Origin of the sequence: Bacillus safensis (genome assembly GCF_039619585.1) — a bacterium.
Classification (GTDB): Bacteria; Bacillota; Bacilli; order Bacillales; family Bacillaceae; genus Bacillus; species Bacillus safensis.
In genome coordinates, this window is sequence record NZ_CP154909.1 from 197,366 (window position 1) to 216,503 (window position 19,138).

Annotated in this window: 22 protein-coding genes, 1 riboswitch and 1 other annotated feature; of the genes, 13 read left to right on the plus strand and 9 right to left on the minus strand. The window is 41.8% G+C overall.

The genetic code is table 11. From position 1 onward, the window contains the following. Positions 1-62: 62 nt before the first annotated feature. The 3 genes from glpT to AAYR28_RS01140 all read right to left on the minus strand — a co-directional run bounded on the left by glpT (position 63) and on the right by AAYR28_RS01140 (position 4,608). Positions 63-1,397, minus strand: coding sequence for a glycerol-3-phosphate transporter (gene glpT / locus AAYR28_RS01130; protein ID WP_120208508.1), 1,335 nt, complete (start codon positions 1,395-1,397; stop codon positions 63-65). Positions 1,398-1,621: 224 nt separating this feature from the next. Continuing rightward, entirely contained in the window at positions 1,622-2,392 is a 771-nt protein-coding gene (locus AAYR28_RS01135; RefSeq protein ID WP_024424429.1) for a SurA N-terminal domain-containing protein, read from the minus strand. Between the two features lie 152 nt (positions 2,393-2,544). Further along, on the minus strand, positions 2,545-4,608 hold the full coding sequence (locus AAYR28_RS01140) for a thioredoxin domain-containing protein (protein ID WP_120208506.1): 2,064 nt from the start codon (positions 4,606-4,608) through the stop codon (positions 2,545-2,547). A 278-nt stretch (positions 4,609-4,886) separates the two neighbouring features. On the opposite strand from AAYR28_RS01140, the gene AAYR28_RS01145 reads away from it, so the two are divergent. After that, a complete protein-coding gene (locus AAYR28_RS01145) occupies positions 4,887-5,264 on the plus strand; it encodes a DMT family transporter (protein WP_034284218.1) in 378 nt (125 codons plus the stop codon). A gap of 322 nt (positions 5,265-5,586) precedes the next feature. On the opposite strand, the gene fabF is transcribed toward AAYR28_RS01145, so the two are convergent. Further along, positions 5,587-6,819 carry a beta-ketoacyl-ACP synthase II gene (gene fabF / locus AAYR28_RS01150; protein ID WP_120208501.1) on the minus strand — a complete coding sequence of 411 codons (1,233 nt, stop codon included), beginning with the start codon at positions 6,817-6,819 and terminating at the stop codon, positions 5,587-5,589. A gap of 103 nt (positions 6,820-6,922) precedes the next feature. Between fabF and AAYR28_RS01155 the strand changes: the two genes are divergently transcribed. Then, the gene (locus AAYR28_RS01155) at positions 6,923-7,759 is read left to right on the plus strand and encodes a helix-turn-helix transcriptional regulator (protein ID WP_061110452.1); all 837 of its coding nucleotides are present in this window, start codon (positions 6,923-6,925) and stop codon (positions 7,757-7,759) included. Positions 7,760-7,900: 141 nt separating this feature from the next. On the opposite strand, the gene AAYR28_RS01160 is transcribed toward AAYR28_RS01155, so the two are convergent. Together AAYR28_RS01160 and AAYR28_RS01165 are read right to left on the minus strand one after the other, a co-directional pair. Beyond that, on the minus strand, positions 7,901-8,509 hold the full coding sequence (locus tag AAYR28_RS01160) for a transglutaminase-like domain-containing protein (RefSeq protein ID WP_034283064.1): 609 nt from the start codon (positions 8,507-8,509) through the stop codon (positions 7,901-7,903). Positions 8,510-8,549: 40 nt separating this feature from the next. Then, positions 8,550-9,056: a hypothetical protein gene (locus tag AAYR28_RS01165; protein WP_034283066.1), complete on the minus strand. Its 507-nt coding sequence runs from the start codon at positions 9,054-9,056 to the stop codon at positions 8,550-8,552. 183 nt (positions 9,057-9,239) lie between these two features. Here AAYR28_RS01165 and AAYR28_RS01170 point away from each other — a divergent pair, with 183 nt between their 5' ends. The 7 genes from AAYR28_RS01170 (at position 9,240) to AAYR28_RS01200 (ending at position 13,321) form a co-directional block, all read left to right on the plus strand. Continuing rightward, positions 9,240-9,500, plus strand: a complete 261-nt coding sequence (locus AAYR28_RS01170; protein WP_003217059.1) for a metal-sensitive transcriptional regulator — start codon at positions 9,240-9,242, stop codon at positions 9,498-9,500. A 123-nt stretch (positions 9,501-9,623) separates the two neighbouring features. Further along, positions 9,624-10,106, plus strand: a complete 483-nt coding sequence (locus tag AAYR28_RS01175) for a DsrE/DsrF/DrsH-like family protein (protein WP_034283069.1) — start codon at positions 9,624-9,626, stop codon at positions 10,104-10,106. 12 nt (positions 10,107-10,118) lie between these two features. Further along, entirely contained in the window at positions 10,119-10,472 is a 354-nt protein-coding gene (locus AAYR28_RS01180) for a rhodanese-like domain-containing protein (protein WP_046313643.1), read from the plus strand. A gap of 47 nt (positions 10,473-10,519) precedes the next feature. Further along, positions 10,520-11,080, plus strand: coding sequence for a sulfurtransferase TusA family protein (locus AAYR28_RS01185; protein WP_061110451.1), 561 nt, complete (start codon positions 10,520-10,522; stop codon positions 11,078-11,080). A gap of 14 nt (positions 11,081-11,094) precedes the next feature. After that, entirely contained in the window at positions 11,095-12,222 is a 1,128-nt protein-coding gene (locus AAYR28_RS01190; RefSeq protein WP_101676991.1) for an MBL fold metallo-hydrolase, read from the plus strand. 33 nt (positions 12,223-12,255) lie between these two features. Next, complete coding sequence (locus AAYR28_RS01195; protein ID WP_061110449.1) at positions 12,256-12,486, plus strand: sulfurtransferase TusA family protein; 231 nt, start codon at positions 12,256-12,258, stop codon at positions 12,484-12,486. Positions 12,487-12,544: 58 nt separating this feature from the next. Beyond that, positions 12,545-13,321 (plus strand): sulfite exporter TauE/SafE family protein, encoded by a 777-nt coding sequence (locus AAYR28_RS01200; protein ID WP_061110448.1) that lies wholly within the window; start codon positions 12,545-12,547, stop codon positions 13,319-13,321. Positions 13,322-13,356: 35 nt separating this feature from the next. Here the strand turns inward: AAYR28_RS01200 and AAYR28_RS01205 are convergent, their stop codons facing one another. Beyond that, positions 13,357-13,533 carry a hypothetical protein gene (locus tag AAYR28_RS01205; protein WP_164512187.1) on the minus strand — a complete coding sequence of 59 codons (177 nt, stop codon included), beginning with the start codon at positions 13,531-13,533 and terminating at the stop codon, positions 13,357-13,359. A 143-nt stretch (positions 13,534-13,676) separates the two neighbouring features. After that, positions 13,677-15,110: a proline--tRNA ligase gene (gene proS / locus AAYR28_RS01210; protein ID WP_120208499.1), complete on the minus strand. Its 1,434-nt coding sequence runs from the start codon at positions 15,108-15,110 to the stop codon at positions 13,677-13,679. 42 nt (positions 15,111-15,152) lie between these two features. Then, positions 15,153-15,348 (minus strand) — a binding site (T-box leader). A 149-nt stretch (positions 15,349-15,497) separates the two neighbouring features. Continuing rightward, positions 15,498-15,597: riboswitch (purine riboswitch) on the plus strand. Between the two features lie 77 nt (positions 15,598-15,674). Here proS and AAYR28_RS01215 point away from each other — a divergent pair. Beyond that, the gene (locus AAYR28_RS01215; protein WP_041115248.1) at positions 15,675-16,847 is read left to right on the plus strand and encodes an MFS transporter; all 1,173 of its coding nucleotides are present in this window, start codon (positions 15,675-15,677) and stop codon (positions 16,845-16,847) included. 53 nt (positions 16,848-16,900) lie between these two features. Here the strand turns inward: AAYR28_RS01215 and AAYR28_RS01220 are convergent, their stop codons facing one another. Then, complete coding sequence (locus tag AAYR28_RS01220; protein ID WP_061110447.1) at positions 16,901-17,668, minus strand: GNAT family N-acetyltransferase; 768 nt, start codon at positions 17,666-17,668, stop codon at positions 16,901-16,903. Positions 17,669-17,869: 201 nt separating this feature from the next. On the opposite strand from AAYR28_RS01220, the gene AAYR28_RS01225 reads away from it, so the two are divergent. The 3 genes from AAYR28_RS01225 to AAYR28_RS01235 all read left to right on the plus strand — a co-directional run bounded on the left by AAYR28_RS01225 (position 17,870) and on the right by AAYR28_RS01235 (position 19,122). Next, the gene (locus AAYR28_RS01225; RefSeq protein ID WP_034283105.1) at positions 17,870-18,328 is read left to right on the plus strand and encodes a MarR family transcriptional regulator; all 459 of its coding nucleotides are present in this window, start codon (positions 17,870-17,872) and stop codon (positions 18,326-18,328) included. A gap of 105 nt (positions 18,329-18,433) precedes the next feature. Then, complete coding sequence (locus AAYR28_RS01230; RefSeq protein WP_101676994.1) at positions 18,434-18,664, plus strand: hypothetical protein; 231 nt, start codon at positions 18,434-18,436, stop codon at positions 18,662-18,664. Continuing rightward, positions 18,661-19,122, plus strand: coding sequence for a DUF523 domain-containing protein (locus tag AAYR28_RS01235; RefSeq protein WP_081123919.1), 462 nt, complete (start codon positions 18,661-18,663; stop codon positions 19,120-19,122). The genes AAYR28_RS01230 and AAYR28_RS01235 overlap by 4 nt, the downstream gene beginning before the upstream one ends. The last annotated feature ends 16 nt before the right edge of the window (positions 19,123-19,138 follow it).

Below are 19,138 nucleotides of genomic sequence, written 5' to 3' on the forward strand. Positions count from 1 at the left end.
CATCATAAGAAATAGATGTAAAGAGCATGTTGGGCGGATATGAATCTTTTATGTGATTTTCATTAAGCTTGCTCTACGCGTTTTCCTGTATTCCATGTCATAGCGAGGAAAACAATCGCAAGCACACAAGAACCAACCAGTAAAATGAAGCCTCCTGTCCAGTCATAGTGATCGACGACGACGCCCATCATGGCATTGGCAAAGGCAGAGCCGCCAATGTAGCCGAAGAAGCCTGTCAGTCCGGCAGCAGTGCCAGCTGCTTTTTTCGGAGCGAGATCAATGGCTTGAAGTCCAATGAGCATGACCGGGCCGTAAATCAAAAAGCCGATGCTGATGAGGGCAATGTTATCGACCATTGGATTGCCTGCAGGGTTTAGCCAGTAAACAAGAACGGCAATTAACACCCCGGCCATAAAGATGACGCCAGCTGGTGCGCGGCGGCTTCTAAAGAAGCGGTCACTGATCCAGCCGCACAATAATGTACCGGGAATGCCTGCATATTCATAAAGAAAATAAGACCAGCGTGAATGCTCTGGTGAAAAGCCCTTTGCTTCTGTTAAGTAGGTCGGTGCCCAGTCAACGACACCGTAACGGACAAAGTACACAAACACGTTGGCGATGGCGATATACCATAGGAATTTATTGTTGAGTACATATTTAAATAAAATCTCTTTCACTGTTAATTCTTTTTCTTGATCCTTATACTTTTGTGCCGGATAGTCATTTCGATATTCCTCGATTGGCGGAAGACCAGTGGATTGCGGGGTATCCCGTACAAGAAGAATGATCACGAAGGAGACGATAATGGCAATGATGGCAGGGAAGAAAAAGATACTTTTCCACGTCGCAAACAGCACAATCCCTAATGTGATAAGCGGTGCAAGAATTCCGCCGCCGATATTGTGAGCGACGTTCCAAATGGACATTTTCGTACCACGTTCACTAACCGAAAACCAGTGCGCCATCGTACGCCCGCATGGCGGCCACCCCATGCCTTGAAACCAGCCGTTTAAGAACATGAATAAAAACATGATCCATACACTGGATGTGACCCATGGAAATGAGACAAATAGGATATTGATAAGAGCTGATAAAAAGAGTCCGGCAGCTAAAAAGTATCTAGGGTTACAGCGGTCTGAGATCATCCCCATGATGAATTTACTAAAGCCATAAGCGATAGATACGGCTGCGAGTACAAAGCCTAATTCACTTTTCGTGAACCCCTCTTCCTGTAGATATGGAATGGCAAAAGCGAAATTTTTGCGCAGCAAATAGTAGCCCGCATACCCGATAAAGATGCCTAAAAAGACTTGCAGACGCAGCCGCTTATACGTCTCGTCTGTTTTGGCATCATCAAGCCTGTCGATATGCGGAGCAGGTTTAAACCATTTGAACATAAAGATCCTCCTTTTGTAGATGTTCGATTGACTGAAGCAAAAGTACGAGAATGGCTTTTGATCCTGTACCTTTTCAGCGACAAAAGAATTGTTAGCGCTTTCTTTTGTACTCCCATCATATCGGATGGAAGAGACGTTTATGATGAGGCTTTTGTCATAAATTTGGAAAAATGGTTCGTGAAGTAACAAAAAAATCCGCACAATGGCGGATTTTTTCTTAGCGGTTATAGAGACACATTAATTTTCGCAGATTTCTTTAGTTTTTCAATTTCTTTTTGTACTTCTTTTTGCTTTTCTTGAGATTCTAGCTGTTTTTTTATTTGTGATTTAACCTCTTTGTATTCTGGTGCTTTTTGCTTTTGTTTTTTCATTTGATCTGCGTATTGATCATAGTACGCTTTGACGTCTTTCTCAGAGACGGAGGCTGATTTGATTTCTTTGTCGACATATTGGCTGTATTTGATGCTGTCGGCAATGTCACTTTTCAGCTGATCCAATGTGAGTCCGCTCTTTTTCAGTGCTTCTTCGAATTGAGCGTTGTCTTTAAACTGTTTCTTTTCTTCCTTTAGCTGCTTATCTACCTCTTTGTCAGAGGCTTTGAAGCCCTTCTTCTCAGCATCTTGCAGGATGAGCTCTTGGCCTACGAGCGCATCAATGGTTTGTTTCTTGACTGCTTTCTCGCCTTCTTTAGAAGTGGGGTCTTGCCCGGACTGCTGAAGCTGGCCTTGAATGGTAGATAAAGCGCTATTGTATTCACTGCCTGTGATTTTGTCTTTGTTGACGGTCGCAACGACCTTTTGATCATCGATTTTTTGTGCGTCTAATTTCTTTTGCATTTCTTCCATTTGCTTTTGCTGCTCTTTTTGATCAGCCTGTGTTGTTTCCTTGTTTTTGGCTGAATCGTTTTGCTTATCTTGTTTGGCATCGTTTGACGAGCAGGCTGCAAGTCCAACAGATAACAAACAAGCGATGAGTGTGTATGATACCTTTTTCATCATTTTCTCTCCCTTCGGTATGAGAACATCTAGTGCGCATTCTAACCGTTTTTTAGGAAAAATAAAACCGTACAGACAATTTGTTAGCGGATTGACATGTTTTTTATCTGTTTGTCCTCATTTTGTCTTCTCATAGTCATCTCATGACAAACTCAATTGTGGAATAATTGTTCCATCACTTCGTCGATATCGGTGATTGGCTGGCGGCAGCTGTAGTTTTCACAAATATACACGGTGGTTTTGCCATCGATTGTTTTGTAATCTTTTGTAAAGGGCGCGAGCTTCGCTAATTCTTCCCCTGTTTCGGCAGTCAATATGATATCAAATGGCACGAAGCGTTTTTGAAGCGCCTGTAAAAGCTGTTCTTTTTGAGGGTCGCCGTTTTTTCCGAGAATGATGATTTCTCTTTTCGTTGCATATTGACTTAGGAGCCCTTGCAGAAACGCTGTGTGTCCGCTTGGGTAGGAAGAGACATCGACATAAAAGGCTTGGAACATCTGTTCTAATGTTTTCAGCCAGTCTTGACGTCCTGTCATTGTGCTGAGTTTCAAAAGCTGATGGAGTGCGGTGCTGTTACCAGAAGGCATGGCGCCGTCGTACACTTCTTTTTCTCGAACGAGGAGCGCTTCCGCATCTGATCCCGAGAAGAAAAAGCCCCCTTTTTCCTTGTCCCAAAACAGCTCAAACATGTTCTCCGCAATGGCTGTGGCTTTTTCCAGCCAATCTAATTCAAAGGTCGCTTCGTATAAAGACATATAGGCTTTTAGCATATGCGCATAATCCTCGATAAAGCCGAGATGCTTCACGTCACCTTCTCTGTAGCGGACCATGAGCCGCTCATGTTGAACAAGATGTGTTTCTAGAAAAGACATCGCCTGCTTCGCCATACTGATCGCTTCATCTGCATCAAAGACTCTTCCTGCTTTGGCGAGAGCTGCGATCATCAGCCCATTCCAAGATGTAAGCACCTTGTCATCGACAAGCGGCGCGGGTCGCTGCTGTCTGACTGATTGTAAAATATGCCGCGCTTCTTGCAGCTTGGATTGAAGGGGTTTATCGTCGATCGAAAAAGAGGCTTTGATGTCCTCAAAAGAGGTAGAAATGGTATGAGGGATGTTCTCCCCTTCAAAGTTCCCCTCTTCTGTGATGTGATAGACGTCGCAAAATAAAGCGCCAAGCTCCTCCCCTAAATGGGTGATGATCTCATCTTTTGCCCAGACGTAATATTGTCCTTCTTTCCCCTCAGAATCTGCATCTATCGCTGAATAAAAGGAGCTGCTAGAATTCATCATATCTTGTTTAATGAATTGAATCAGGCGTTGGACAAGTTTTTCATACTCAGGTTTTGAGGTGAGCTGATACGCTTCTGTGTAAGCTTCCATCAGCAGCGCGTTATCATACAGCATTTTTTCAAAATGCGGCACAAGCCATTTTTCATCCGTCGAATAACGAGAAAAGCCCGACCCAATATGGTCATATATACCGCCATTTGCCATCCCATCTAACGTTTTCGTGACTGCATACAGCGCATTTTCCTGCCCTGTCCATTCGTAATAGCGCATCAGAAATGAGAGCATATGAGGTGCAGGGAATTTTGGCGCGGAGCCGAATCCGCCATACAGCGTATCAAAGCTGCTCATGAGCTGATAATAGGCTTTGTGAATTGCTTCTTGAGACAGCGTGTTTTTTGTCTGTCCTGCTGCTTTAATCCGCAGGTTATTTGTCGCTTTCTCAGCCAATGATTCAATATGATCCCGGTCGTTATGGTACGCATCCAGCAATTGTGTCAGTGCCTCGATGAAGCCAGGCCGCCCGTAAGCACTTCTTTTCGGGAAATATGTCCCAGCATAAAAAGGCTTTTGATCTGGCGTCACAAACACGTTCAACGGCCAGCCGCCTTGCCCCGTCATCATCTGACAAACCGACATATACATCGAGTCGATATCTGGACGCTCCTCACGATCGACTTTGATTGAAATGAAATGCTCATTTAAGATGTCAGCGACTTGTTGATCTTCAAAGCTTTCGTGTGCCATGACGTGGCACCAGTGGCAAGTGGCGTAACCGATGCTGACAAGCACAGGTTTATTTTCACGCTTGGCTTTATCGAATGCTTCTTGCCCCCACGGGTACCAGTGAACTGGGTTGTGAGCGTGTTGAAGTAAATAAGGAGACTTCTCAGCGATTAATCTATTGGGCTTATTGTTAGTGGGCATTGGATCACCTTCTTTCACTTTTCATTATTTGTTTTTATGTTTACTGTACCATAGTGCAGTTTAGTTTATATCTTATTAGATTATCTAGATTAGATTTTATCTACTGGACTAAGGATCACCAGTCATTTTGCGCACAATTTTTTTGAAAAATAAAGACTTAAAAACATTTTTGGTTTCTTGTAAAGTTCTACTTAATAAAGATTTAGTGAAGTAAACCTATAAAGGTTTAATACAGTTTTTTAAGTCGTTGATTATTTATACAGGAGGAGAGAGTAACAATGGCATATTTATATTTATTGCTCGCAATTATTGGTGAACTTATTGGTTCTTCTATGCTCAAGGCTGCAGAAGGCTTCTCAAAACTTTACCCTACTATTGGTACAATTATTTCTTTTATAGGCTCCCTGCTCTTCTTATCACTTGCAATGAAGACCATACCTTTGAATACCGCCTATGCACTTTGGTCTGGTATAGGTATTATTCTTACTACAATAATCTCGATTTTGATTTGGAAAGAAAAAATTAACGTTGCCAGTGTTACTGGGATTGTTTTGATACTTGTAGGAGTTGTAATATTAAATCTTTTCGGGCCAGGTCATGGTGAAGCACATAGTGTTGAAAACGCAAGCGCTACAACAAACAATGAAGCTGAGTGATTAGAAAAGCATGAACATATATATCAAAGCGGAGGATAACTTTTGTTATCCTCTTTTCTTTTTTTTGCATTTCAACATCTATCATGTCAAGACATGAAAGTATTGCTATTGCAGCAAAGAAATGCAATCAAATTGCTTGCGCGTAGCCAAAATGTACCTAATTGTAAATGGCTTTTTGATCTAATATATTACAATTAATGTAAATATAGTATAATATTATAAATCTGTTGGGTTAATATATCAGATTGAGGCCCTTCATAATTTGTCTGTGAGGTATTCCCAAAATAAAAAAATCAAGGGCTATAAACCCTTGATAGCTACATCAATCGTAATGCTTTAACAAGATGGCTGAATTATGTCCTCCAAAACCAAAAGAATTGGATAGCCCGTATTTCAAAGGAAGCTGTCTCGCTTCTAATACAACATCTAAGTTGCAGTCTGGATCTTGATTCTCTACATTAATAGTTGGCGGAATCATTCCTCGTCTCAAACTTTCCACTAAAGCAATGGCTTCTACTCCGCCGGCAGCACCAAACATATGCCCTGTCATTGATTTGTTTGCCGTTGTTGGAATTTCACCTGAACGTTCACCAAATAATTTCTTAATAGCTAGAACTTCTGAACGATCACCTACTTGTGTACTTGTTGCATGTGCACTAATAACATCAATATCATCTGTTGATATGTTTGCACTTCTCAACGCCTTTTTCATGGCTAAGTAGGCACCTTTACCTTCTGGGTGGGATGCTACCATATGATGAGCGTCTGAACTAGCTCCGTACCCCACTACTTCACATAATATCGGCGCATCTCTAAGAATCGCGTTTTCTAATGATTCTAATACTAAGATACCTGCGCCTTCACTCATCACAAAGCCATCTCTATCTGTATCGAATGGACGGCTGGCCCGACTTGGGTCTTGGTTTCTAGTAGATAGTGCATGTGCGTTTCCAAAACTAGCCAAAGATATCTGTGAGACGGCAGCTTCTGCTCCTCCGGCAAATATAATATCTGCATCATTATTTCGGATCGCATTGAAAGCTTCGCCAATAGAGGTGTTCCCAATAGAACAAGCTGTGACTGGTGACAATGATGGCCCTTGTGCCCCTAATTTAATGCTGATTTGGGCCGCAGCTGCATTTGAAATCATCATGGGGACAAGGCTGGGGCTTACTCTTGAGGGACCACGTTTATCTAATACATTGACATGATCAACAAGCGATTGGATTCCCCCGATTCCTGAACCAACATATACGCCTAAACGTTCAAGATCAACTTGATCTAACTGTAATTGCGAATTTTTTAATGCTTGTTCGGCTGCTGCTAAGGCAAACTGGCTAAAACGATCTAAACGTTTTGCTTCTTTTCTTCCCAATATTTCATCTGCATCGAAATCACGAACGATTCCAGCTATTTTTGTTTTATAATCAGTTGTATCAAAAGAATCAATGAGAGATATTCCCGATTGTCCTTTGATTAGTTGATTCCAAAAGCTATTTACATCATTTCCAAGTGGAGAAATAATTCCCATTCCAGTAATGACAACTCTTTTCATGATCATTCCCTCCTTGTTTTTATTAACTTTATCCATTGTGTTATCCTATTACAAGTTGTTGTTTATCCTAGTATAATTAATACTCTTTTAAAGGGAGATCTAAATGAAACCTGAAACTAGACTTCAAGCGTTATCAGAATTTCTAAAAAACCAACGTTCGAAAATTACGCCCCAAATGGTTGGTTTACCTGTAGGAACCCGCAGAAGAACACCAGGACTGAGAAGAGAAGAAGTGGCTCAACTAGCCGGTGTGAGTCTTACTTGGTATACATGGTTAGAGCAAGGCAGAGATATAAAAGTATCCACTTCGGTATTAGATGCTATTTCTCGAGCATTACAATTAAATAACGATGAAAGGAGATATTTGTACGCTTTAGCGTTAGAGGAAGGAGTGAAACAATCCTTTATCATTGAGAATGAGAAGGAAATCAGTCCGGCTTTAGTGAAAATTTTGCAGGAGCTTCGTTATTGTCCAACAATTATATCTGATAGAAGAAGTCAGATTGTTGGGTGGAATCAAGCAGCAGCTAATGTATTTTTGGACTTTGAACAAATCGTCCCAGCAGAAAGGAATATCATCCGCTTACTATTCGCAAGAAAGGAATTTAAAAGTTTAGCGGTGAATTGGGAGCATTTTGTTAGAGGATATATCGCCATATTTAGAACGTATTATGGACAGTATGTGGCGGATGACTGGTATGAGCAATTTATAGAAGAAATGGAGCAGGCATATCCTGAATTTCGTAAAATTTGGAATGAAAATGAGATCAGCTATGCGCCTGAAGTATTAATTGAATTTCGTCATGCTAAGGCAGGTAAAATGTTGTTTAACCTCACTTCATTACAAGTGTATGGGGATACTGATTTAAGATGCAGTGTCTATACTCCGGTTGAGGATACTGATACGGAGCTTAAGTTAAAACGTTTAATTGAAGGGTAGATATCGTTTGGATGAAGTTATTGAGTGTATTTAATATAAAATAGATCCTATGCAAATCAGTGACAAGGGGCATAACCGATGCTGACAAGCACCGGTTTATTTTCACGTTTGGCATTGTCGAAAGTCTTTTTGCCCCCAAGCCTATATCGTTTCTGGTAAATGATGTTTATACATCTCAATAGCATCTGTATGTTCTTTTAAAACGCTCATTGTCTTTGGATGTGGTTTAACATATATCAAAGGATAGTCGACTTCATCTAATTCTTGTTGGGTATGAAAAGCTAATCTTTCATGATCAAGTGAGAATTGAGCATCAATTCCTGTTTTGTTGCCGCGAGAGTCTAATCGAATCCATTTATTAAGTGATTGCAGAAATACTGCATTTAATGCATGAATACAATATCCTTTATCTGGCGTATCGAACAACATTAATCGCTGGTAACAGAAACCTGTGGGTATTCCTTGTGAGCGCAATAGAGCAGCTAATAGGTTGGACTTTGCGTAGCAAATTCCCTCTTTAAATGTTAATACCTCTGATGCATGACAAGTCACTCGTTTGGATTGAATATCCCATGTATGGGGAATTTCATCTCGAACAAACTCATAGGCTACTTTTGCTTTTTCTATTTCTGTCTGCAAAGGGTTGAAAAGTTCATTTGATTTTGCTCGAATAAGAGGATGAGAATAATCAACTTCAGCTAGTTCACATAAATAATCATCAAAATTTTTAGATTCACATGTCAAGTTCATTATAATGTCCCCTTTTCTCTATACTTTTACCGCAGGAGGTCTATTTCTTCACCAACACATATTGTAAGTTTTCTAATTCAAACATATCAATCAGTTCATCGATCTCTTTAAAATCGATATGTTTTCCAAACCGTTTTTTGCTTAGGTCAATTTCTACATCCAATTGATCGTCCTTTTCTTTCGTTTCCAGTTCATCTAGACAAGAATAGATTTCGATGCTTTCTCCTTTTGACAGCTCTTTTTCAATGAATTTAAAAAGTGCACGAAGAGAATGAATGATGCCTAATTCATAAACAAAAGGATGCGTGAATTTGTTTCTTACCGCTTCATAGACGGGATCTAGATAATCAATGTGAATGCCTTCGAAATCCTCTTCTGTTTCAAATACTTCTATCAAAAGTTCTTCTTTTTGATAGGTTTTTGGCTTTTTTTGTTTTTTATCAAACATGTTGATATTGAGTTCAGAGAATGGTTTATAGGTAGGATTTTGACCAATGGTACCAAGCGGCAGTTCTTTGTTTGATCCGATATAATGATGTAAAGTCATGGGCTGTCCTCTTTTCTTCAATGATTTCTCGTTCGTTGATTATTTTCTTTTTATCAATAAATGGTGGAATGTGCAATTCTTTTCACATACGTTTTCTACAAAAGAGAAAGGCAAGTCGTTTGACTAAATACCTCTTAGGGTATACTATCTGTTCATAGAAAAAATAGAAAGGGGTATTTGTGAATGGAATATAATCAACAGATGAAGAACCGTCTTCGCCGGATTGAGGGGCAGATTAAAGGGGTTCTTGCGATGATGGAGCAGGGAAAGGATTGCCGCGAGGTGGTGACGCAGCTGTCTGCATCACGCAATGCCATTGATCGTGCAATGGGTGTGATTGTGAGTACAAATCTTGAGCAATGTGTCCGTGAAAGTCTTGAACAAGGCAAGGATACGGAAGGTCTTGTGAAAGAAGCGGTTGAGCTATTGGTGAAAAGCCGGTAAGAAATTCTTCAGCCTTTGAAGGTTGACGGATTTTTTTACTTGTTATAATATACCCTTACCGGTATGTGTATATATTTTTTGTTTTCTATATACCCCCATGGGTAATTGTGAAGGAGGAGCAAGATGGCAGAACAGAAAAAACGCACGACGATTGTGCTATTTAGTGGAGATTATGATAAAGCAATGGCGGCTTACATTATTGCCAATGGTGCAGCGGCCTATGATCATGAGGTGACGATTTTTCATACCTTTTGGGGGCTGAATGCCTTGCGCAAGGATGAAATGGTGCCAATGAAAAAAGGTTTTTTAGAAAAAATGTTTGGCAAGATGATGCCGCGCGGGGCTGATCGAATGGGCATTTCAAAGATGAATTTTGCTGGAATGGGTCCGAAGATGATTAAGCACGTCATCAAAAAGCACAATGCCATGACCTTGCCGCAGCTCATTGATATGGCGAAGGAACAGGAGATTAATCTCGTAGCATGTACAATGACGATGGACCTTTTAGGGCTGCAGGAGAAAGAATTATTAGATGACATTCAATATGCTGGTGTGGCGGCGTATTTAGCAGAGGCTGAAATTGGGAATGTGAATTTATTTATTTAGTGAGGTGATGAAATGATTCAAACGATTTTGTTCATCCTGGTGATTGGCTTACTTATGAGCCGTTTCCTGCCGGCACGAGGTGTGAACCAAATAGATGCAGCCGATATGAAAAAAAAGCTGAAAAGCAAAGGTCAACAGCTCATTGACGTACGATCTCCAGTAGAATTTCAAACAAACCATATAAAAGGATTTCGAAACATTCCTTTACCTCAGTTAAAAGAACGAGCTTCTCAGCTTGAGAAAAATGAAGAGATCTATGTCATATGTCAAAGTGGAATGAGAAGTATGCAGGCAGCGAAAATATTGAAGAAGCAAGGATTTACTCATATTACAAACATCAAGGGTGGTATGAATGCTTGGCATTAAGCACGCATAAAAATATACCCCCACCCCTATATAAAGGAGGACATCACATGCAGCAACCAACAGTCATTTTAGATGCAAAAGGATTGGCATGCCCGATGCCGATTGTGAAAACAAAAAAACAAATGAATGAGCTTTTGCCAGGAGATGTGCTTGAAGTGCAAGCTACCGATAAAGGATCAGCAGCGGATTTAGCGGCTTGGTCAAAAAGTGCCGGTCATGAGTTTTTAGGAACAAGAGTAGAAGGACAGGTGCTTCATCATTTGATTCGTAAGGGCGGAGCGCAAGAAGAAGAGGGGGAGCCCATGATTTCGGAAATATCTTTGAATGCCTTTCAACAGAAGGTAAAAGAAGATCAATCTCTGTTTATTTTGGATGTAAGGGAGCTGGATGAATACGAAGCGGGGCATATCCCAGGAGCCGTTCATATCCCGCTTGGTGAGGTGGAAGATCGTGCAGAGGAGTTAACAAGAGAATCGGATATCTATCTCATCTGTCATTCAGGCAGAAGAAGTGAATTAGCTGCGCAAAAGCTAAAAGAGAGAGGATTTCAACAATTAATCAATGTGGTGCCAGGCATGAATAGCTGGACAGGAGCCATTGAAAAATAGGAGCTGAATAAAACATGACGGTAAAAGCCATGACTGCAGAGCAGTTAACAAAAAAGATCGTGGGCAAAGAGCCGCTCTTTTTGCTAGATGTGCGAAACCAAGCAGATGTGCAGGACTGGAAGATTGAAGGGGAAGCAATCGTTGATATGAATGTGCCTTATTTTGATCTGCTTGACGGAGTAGAGGGCCTTTTACAGTACATTCCTAGTGACCGTGAAGTGCTGGTGGTTTGTGCCAAGGAAGGTTCCTCTATCCTGGTGGCGGAGATGCTGTCAGAGGCTGGCGTGCCTGTTCATTATTTGCAGGGCGGCATGAAGGCATGGAGTGAGCATATAGAGCCAGTGAAAATAGGTGATTTAAGCGGCGGCGGAGAGCTGTATCAATTTGTACGGATGGGCAAAGGGTGTCTGTCCTATATGATCATGTCCAATGGAGAAGCCGCGGTTGTGGATGCAGCTCGAATGACGGAGGTCTATATTGATTTTGCGAAAAAGCATGATGTCTCTGTGACGCATGTGATGGATACTCACCTTCATGCAGATCATATTTCTGGTGGGAAAAAGCTGGCTGAACTAACTGGTGCTGCCTACTGGCTGCCGTCAAAAGATGCAGAAGAGGTAACCTTTGAATATGAACGTCTTGAAGAAGGACAGCGGATAATAATTGGAACAGCTTCTATTGATATTCAACCCATTTATTCCCCGGGACATACGATCGGCTCAACATCTTTTATCGTAGACAATCAATATCTTCTTTCAGGTGATATTTTGTTTATTGATTCAATTGGAAGACCTGATCTTGCTGGAATGGCGGAGGACTGGGTAGATGATTTGAGAGAGACGCTTTATGAACGGTATATGGCGTTTTCAAAGGAATACATCGTTCTGCCTGCGCACTTCATGACCAAAGAAGAAATGAATGAAGACGGCAGTGTTTGGAAGGAGCTCGGCTCACTTTTAAAAGAAAATCATGGGCTTCATATTGAAGATCAACATGTGTTTAGAAAGATGGTGACGGAAGGTCTGCCTGCACAGCCGCATGCTTTTCAAGAGATTCGTCAAGCCAATATGGGGAAGCTGAACCCAGGTGTGGAAAAGCAGCGGGAAATGGAAATGGGTCCAAACCGTTGTGCGATTCGGTAATGTCCAATAAAATAAGAGAAGAGGAACAATCAAATGACATCAGATCAAATTTTAGACGTAACAGGGCTCGCATGCCCAATGCCGATTATTCGAACGAAGAAAAAAATGAACGACTTGGCGGAAGGTCAAGTTTTAGAAATACATGCAACAGATAAAGGGGCTAAAGCTGACTTGGCCGCATGGGCGAAGTCAAGCGGACATGAATTGATCGCGCAGACAGAAGAAGGTCACGTGCTGAAGTTCTGGGTGAGAAAAGGGTCCTAAAGGATGTAGGGGTATCTGCTGAAGATCCCCTTTTCCTTTTGCAAAGGAGGAGACCAGCGTGGATTTTGCGTTATTGATTACACTTTTTATCATCGGATGTATTGGTTCCTTCTTATCAGGAATGGTGGGGATTGGGGGATCGGTGATCAACTATCCCATGCTGCTTTATATCCCGCCTCTTTTTGGTGTGATGGCACTATCAGCACACGAGGTATCAGGGATTGGCGCCATTCAAGTGCTTTTTTCGACGCTGGGTGGTGTACTCGCTTATCGGAAAAGCGGATTTTTACATCGCTCGCTGATTTTATATATGGGAAGCAGTATATTGGCGGGCAGCTTATTAGGCAGTTATGTATCACATTTTATGCCGGAAAAAGGAATGAACCTTATCTATGGATTACTCGCCATTGTGGCGGTTATTCTCATGTTGATTCCGAAAAAAGGACAGCGTGCAGACGCAGAGGGAGAAGTTACTTTTCATAAAGGGCTGGCATCAGCTATTGCCTTTGTGATTGGCAGTGTTTCCGGGGTATTAGGTGCAGGCGGCGCATTTATTTTAGTGCCTGTGATGCTGTCTATTTTAAAAATTCCTGTACGGATGACGATTGCATCGTCACTTGCGATTACGTTTCTTTCTGCGATAGGCGCATCGACTGGAAAGGTATTGACGGGTCAGGTCATGCTTCTTCCTGCGATTGTGCTGATGGCGGCAAGTTTGGTGGCAGCTCCGATTGGTGCGAAGGTCGGTCAGAAAATCAACGCCGTCTACTTGCAATGGGCACTTGCTGTAATGATTACAGCGATAGCGGTCAAAATTTGGCTGGATATTTTATAAAGAAAAGACCAACAGAGTAAACATGTTGGTCTTTTTTATTTGACGTCATCGTGCTCGATATACGTTTCTAGTGCGGGGTGATACTCTTTTTGATAATGAAGGTTGGGACATGTTTTCACGACTTTGCCTTGCAGGGCATTGGACTTTGAGACTTCTAATGCTGTTCTACATTTAGGGCAGCGTTCGGCAAAGAATGAGGGCCAGCGTTTCATATATCACCACTCCAGTTAAAGTCTTAAAAACCGATTATATTAATAAGAATTATAGGGGATCGTGCAGGTGAGGTCAATGGGTGTTTGGGTCTTTTTAACAAAAAAAGAAGCATCATGAGAGATGCTTCTTATTGTTTATATTCTTAATAGGCTTTCGCCCAGAACACCATATCAGATGCAGGTTTTCCGCAGCAGACACATGTGTCAGAAATGGTTTCCTGTTCGAATGGGATACAGCGTGAGGTGGCACCTGTTCTTTCTTTAATGTCGTTTTCACAGGCTTCATCACCGCACCACATGGCTTTAATCAATCGGTTTTCTGTCGCAAGAATTTGCTCGATGTCTTCGATTGTGAGGGCTTGTGATGTTTTTTCATGTAATCGTTCCTTCGCCTTTTCGAACATGGTCCGCTGGATGTCTTCAAGCGTTGCTGTGATGGTTTGTTCAAGTGCATCTAATGTGACAGCTTGCTTTTCACCAGTGTCTCGTCGTGCGAGCATCACTTGTCCTTTTTCGATGTCCTTTGGTCCTACTTCTACACGTAGCGGAATACCCTGCATTTCACATTCGTTGAATTTCCAGCCTGGCTGTTTATCGCTTGCATCGATGTCAGCACGTGCGATGCGGGCGAGGCGATCCTTCAATTCGTAGGCATGATCCAGCACCCCTTCTTTATGAGAAGCGATTGGCACGATACGCACTTGGGTTGGTGCAATATTTGGCGGGAGGACGAGCCCTCTGTCATCGCCATGCACCATGATCATAGCGCCGATAATTCTTGTTGTGAAACCCCAAGAGGTTTGCTGGACATGCTCTAGTTTTCCTTCACGGTTTAAGAATTCGATGCCAAATGCTTTGGCAAATCCGTTCCCGAAGAAATGAGAAGTGGCCGTTTGAAGCGCTTTTCCGTCATGCATCAAGCTTTCAACCGTATAGGTGAAGCGAGCGCCAGCGAATTTTTCCTTCTCTGTTTTTCTCCCTTTAATGACAGGAATGGCGAGGAGATCTTCGCAAAGAGAAGCGTAAGTGTGAAGCATTCTTTCTGTTTCTTCAATCGCTTCTTGCTCAGTCTCATGGCACGTGTGTCCCTCCTGCCATAGGAATTCAAGGGTTCTAAGGAAGGGACGTGTTGTCTTTTCCCAGCGGACGACATTGGCCCATTGGTTATATAGCTTTGGTAAATCGCGGTAGGAATGAATAATGTTTTTGTAATGCTCAGCGAACAGCACTTCAGAGGTTGGTCTGACGCAGAGCCTTTCTTGTAATTTGGATTCACCGCCATGTGTGACCCACGCCACTTCAGGAGCAAAGCCTTCGATATGATCTTTTTCCTGCTGCAGCAGGCTCTCTGGGATAAAGAGGGGCATATAGACATTCTCATGACCCGTTTCTTTAATCTGGCGGTCAAGTTCGTCGCGAATATTCTCCCAAATTTTAAAGCCGTACGGCTGAATGATCATACTGCCTCTCACGCTTGAATAATCGACGAGCCGCGCTTTTGTGACAACATCTGTATACCACTGGGCAAAGTCGTCTTCCATGCTTGTAATTTTTTCAACAAATTGTTTTTTTGACATTGCAGGTTCCTCCTTTTTTAAAACAAAAAAGCTGTACTTTAAGTTAGGGACCATTCCTGGTGGTACCACCCTAATTTAAAGCACAGCTTTACACTCAATCATGATAACGGTATGAACCGCTGTATGAAACAGAACTAAATCGGCAGGTTCACTTGAAGATGTCAGTAGGAACTTCTCAGCACCGTTCCCTCTCTGTTAAAGATCGATTCAAGCTACTATTCCAGATCTACGTTGATCCTTGTTCGTTGATTTTTCATCAGTTTACCTGTAAATGGGGGAGAAAGCAAGCTGTTCTGATTCCTTTTACAGCGCCTTTTGTTTAGGTAACGGAATGGCAGTATTTTTCTATTTTTACAGCTTGCGAGTTATGTAAGGCTGTGCTAATATATGTGAAGAAAAAAATAGACTTGTATAACCTCAATAATATGGTTTGAGGGTTTCTACCAGGATCCGATAAATCCTGATTACAAAAGCGCGCTTTCCTTTTTTGTAATCAGGGTTTTTTTGTTTGTCTGCACCCTGTATCAAAAGTGAAAGCGATGATATACAGAAGGGATGTTAGACATGAACTGGAGAGTATATTTATTAGCCGTTTCTACTTTTGCGGTTGGATTAGTTGAGCTTGTGGTTGGTGGCATTCTGCCAAGTCTTGCAGAGGATTTGAATGTGTCTCTTGCAACAGCCGGACAGCTCATTACGGTATTTGCGATTGTGTATGCCATTTCAGCACCCGTGCTGCTGACTGCGACAGCCAAAATCGAACGAAAGCGCCTTTACTTAATCGCGTTATTGGTGTTTACAATAGGAAATGTGTTCACTTATTTTAGTTCGACCTTTGCCCTTGTCATGATATCTAGGGTGTTGATTGCGATGAGTACAGCGCTTGTGGTGGTGTTGTCTTTGACGATCACTGCCAAATTGGTGGAACCAGCGCATCGTGCGAAAGCATTAGGGCTGATTTTTATTGGTATTAGCTCCTCACTTGTTCTCGGTGTGCCGATCGGTATTTTTATTACAGAGAGCTTTGGCTGGAGAGTGATGTTTTTAGGAATCAGTATTCTTTCTGCCATATCGATGGTGCTGATCTATTTTCTATTGGAAAAAATGCCTGTTGAAAAAGTGACGCCTCTTAGAGAACAGATTCGTTCTTTAGGGCATCCGAAAATTTTTAGTGCACACTTGATCAGTTTGTTTATGCTTGCAGGCCATTATATGCTTTATTCTTATTTCACTCCATTTCTGATGGAAGTTCTGCATATGACCCCGTTTTGGATTAGTATTTGTTATTTGATCTTCGGACTTGCGTCTATAGGCGGGAATGGGTTTGGCGGCTGGCTCAGTGACAAACTGGGTTCAGGAAAAGCCATTTTGCTTGTGACTATGGCGTTTGCGATCGTCATGTTTATCCTTCCTTATACAGCGGGGGTGTTCGCGCTCTTTATGGTCATGGTTGTCCTTTGGGGAGCGCTCAGCTGGGCACTGACGCCTGCTTTGCAGAGTTATTTGATTCAAACAGATCCTGTCACGTCTGATATTCAGCAGAGCTTAAATACATCTGCCTTGCAAATCGGCATTTCGATTGGATCAGCGGTTGGCGGAGTCATGTTTACGATGACCGGTTCCTCTGTTGATCTGGCTAAATTCGGTGCTGTGTTTGTACTGATTGCCTTTAGCTGTGCGGTGATTTCGCTGAAGAGACCGCCGCTTTATATGGATCGTCAGCATCATGCTGAATAGCTGCCTAAAGATAGGCAGCTTTTTTATGTTCATTTCAAAGGGAAAGTACCTTTCTATTCAAAGACGGCCATTTCACCGATTGGTTGGAAGCCGGCACGTTGATAAATATTTTTGCCGTCTGCTGATGCTTGTAAGATGACACATTTTTGTTTATTCTCTGTCTTGGTCAAAAGGTAATGAAACATGTCACTGCCAAGTCCTTTGCCGCGGTGTTCTGCCCTTGTTATGACATCATAAATACCGTAGCTGTCGTTTGTCTCGAATAATAAGCCTGTTGTGACCGGCTTATGGTGTTCATATCCCACGAACATGCGAGCTTTTGAGTGCAATGCTTCAATCGAAAAACGCTGGAAATAATCTTCTAAGGCGGCGGCCTCAGTCGATCCTTTGAATAGTTCAATAAAGATATGTGTGTAATCAAATAGTGTCTGCTCATCAAGTACTTCCTTGATTGTAAGTGATGAGGATGTGACTGGATCAATGTCACCTGTATGCTCAAGCATCATGATGGTATTGCGTTCGACCTCTTGAAGGTGATATTCCTTTAATAAATCAGCCCAATCAGGATGGAGTAAACGGTGATCGACCCATGTGCTGAAGATGAGTTTCTGTGACCGCATGTGTTCAATGGCAGCTTTCACTTTTTTTGGATCTTGGATTTGAGCTGATGTCGGTAAGAGCAAATTGAACGTGTCAGTCGATATTTGAGTATTGGATAGAACGAAATCGTCCGATGCAAGGAAGGTCCCGTTCACAGCAGAGGAAAACAGATGTATCTTTTCTTCTAATTGGCGAATGGCCATTAGTTGTTCAGGTTTCATTTAGCTCACCTTTTCATTATGATAAATTGAATGACATCCCCATGATTATAGCATGTGACAGGATGAGGGGAATCTAGTATAAAAGTACATATACAATTTTAAGGTCTGATGACCTATTATTTTACTAACAACCACATTTCTTTTGACTCCTTTCTTCATTATTAGTACCATTTTATTAACCAGTTAAGAGTGGAGGTTCAGATGGAAACAAAAGAGCAGATTGTATTAAAAGCGATTCAAGATCTGATTATGCATAGGGAAAAGAGACGGAATGATCCAACAGATCCACTGATTACCACGACTGATACACTCAAACAAGAATGGACACTCACACAGCTTCACATTTTATCGATGATTCAAGCCAATCCAAACGAATCAAACAATACATTTCTATCTCAACAACTAAAACTATCAAAGCCAGCTATTACAAAGGCTGTGAAAAAACTAATTGAAAAAGGCATGGTGGACTATTGCCACCGGCAGGGTGATAAGAAATCTGTCTATTATTCTTTGACAGAGGAAGGCAAGCAATTGGCAGCGCTTCATGATGAGCTGCATGAAAAAGCAGTCACGTCCTATTTAGAATTTCTTCAGCAGTTTCATGAGGATGAATTACAAGTAATTGAACGCTTCTTAAAAGCTTGGAAAGAAAAGATATAGATAAAAAACCGAAACCATCGTAAAAAGGAGATGGTTTCGGTTTTTTATGGTAAAATTAACATATATTGATGTTATTTGAAGCCATGAAGAAAGGGAGGGAGCTCATTGGAGAAAGAAATGATAGAAAATTATAAAAAATACGTATTCATCATGCCATTTGTGGGATTGTTTGTCAGCTTGATATTATTTGTTTATTTTTTTGGTATTGCAGGACCTGGAGAACCAATTTGGGCTGCTGCTTTGTATTGTGCTCTGCCCTTTTTGGTGAATACGATATGTTTCTTGCCTGTATGTATTTATTTTAAAGTCAGCAAAAAAAATGAGGAACATACATGATTGTCGTCAGTGCTTGTCTTGCTGGATTGAAGGTTCGTTATAATGGCAGCCATCGATTAGATCAGCGAATTGAGGAGCTTGTTGAGGAGGGAAAGGCAGTCACAGTTTGTCCTGAGCTGCTTGGCGGCCTTTCCACGCCAAGGCCTCCCGCAGAAATCATTGGCGGAGACGGACATGATGTATTACAGGGCCTCGCCTCCGTGATCGATGTACATGGAAATGATGTTACGGAGATGTATGTAAAAGGCGCGAAGGCCGCGCTGGAACAGGTTCAGTCTTTGAAAGCGACGGCGGTTGTGTTAAAAGAGTACAGCCCTTCCTGCGGCAGCCGGATGATTTATCGCGGAGATTTTAACGGGGGGACAAAAGCTGGAGATGGAGTGACATCCGCCTTGCTTAAACAGCACGGAATTCAGGTATTTTCTGAGGAGGATGATTGGACTTCACTGTTTTTATAAGTGTGGTGTGAATAGA

Bases quoted from the DNA above. Each gene is read 5' to 3' on its own strand.
- glpT (WP_120208508.1), bottom strand. From the start codon at position 1,397: ATGTTCAAATGGTTTAAACCTGCTCCGCATATCGACAGGCTTGATGAT.
- AAYR28_RS01135 (WP_024424429.1), bottom strand. From the start codon at position 2,392: ATGAAAAAGGTATCATACACACTCATCGCTTGTTTGTTATCTGTTGGA.
- AAYR28_RS01140 (WP_120208506.1), bottom strand. From the start codon at position 4,608: ATGCCCACTAACAATAAGCCCAATAGATTAATCGCTGAGAAGTCTCCT.
- AAYR28_RS01145 (WP_034284218.1), top strand. From the start codon at position 4,887: ATGGCATATTTATATTTATTGCTCGCAATTATTGGTGAACTTATTGGT.
- fabF (WP_120208501.1), bottom strand. From the start codon at position 6,819: ATGAAAAGAGTTGTCATTACTGGAATGGGAATTATTTCTCCACTTGGA.
- AAYR28_RS01155 (WP_061110452.1), top strand. From the start codon at position 6,923: ATGAAACCTGAAACTAGACTTCAAGCGTTATCAGAATTTCTAAAAAAC.
- AAYR28_RS01160 (WP_034283064.1), bottom strand. From the start codon at position 8,509: ATGAACTTGACATGTGAATCTAAAAATTTTGATGATTATTTATGTGAA.
- AAYR28_RS01165 (WP_034283066.1), bottom strand. From the start codon at position 9,056: ATGACTTTACATCATTATATCGGATCAAACAAAGAACTGCCGCTTGGT.
- AAYR28_RS01170 (WP_003217059.1), top strand. From the start codon at position 9,240: ATGGAATATAATCAACAGATGAAGAACCGTCTTCGCCGGATTGAGGGG.
- AAYR28_RS01175 (WP_034283069.1), top strand. From the start codon at position 9,624: ATGGCAGAACAGAAAAAACGCACGACGATTGTGCTATTTAGTGGAGAT.
- AAYR28_RS01180 (WP_046313643.1), top strand. From the start codon at position 10,119: ATGATTCAAACGATTTTGTTCATCCTGGTGATTGGCTTACTTATGAGC.
- AAYR28_RS01185 (WP_061110451.1), top strand. From the start codon at position 10,520: ATGCAGCAACCAACAGTCATTTTAGATGCAAAAGGATTGGCATGCCCG.
- AAYR28_RS01190 (WP_101676991.1), top strand. From the start codon at position 11,095: ATGACGGTAAAAGCCATGACTGCAGAGCAGTTAACAAAAAAGATCGTG.
- AAYR28_RS01195 (WP_061110449.1), top strand. From the start codon at position 12,256: ATGACATCAGATCAAATTTTAGACGTAACAGGGCTCGCATGCCCAATG.
- AAYR28_RS01205 (WP_164512187.1), bottom strand. From the start codon at position 13,533: ATGAAACGCTGGCCCTCATTCTTTGCCGAACGCTGCCCTAAATGTAGA.
- proS (WP_120208499.1), bottom strand. From the start codon at position 15,110: ATGTCAAAAAAACAATTTGTTGAAAAAATTACAAGCATGGAAGACGAC.
- AAYR28_RS01215 (WP_041115248.1), top strand. From the start codon at position 15,675: ATGAACTGGAGAGTATATTTATTAGCCGTTTCTACTTTTGCGGTTGGA.
- AAYR28_RS01220 (WP_061110447.1), bottom strand. From the start codon at position 17,668: ATGAAACCTGAACAACTAATGGCCATTCGCCAATTAGAAGAAAAGATA.
- AAYR28_RS01225 (WP_034283105.1), top strand. From the start codon at position 17,870: ATGGAAACAAAAGAGCAGATTGTATTAAAAGCGATTCAAGATCTGATT.
- AAYR28_RS01235 (WP_081123919.1), top strand. From the start codon at position 18,661: ATGATTGTCGTCAGTGCTTGTCTTGCTGGATTGAAGGTTCGTTATAAT.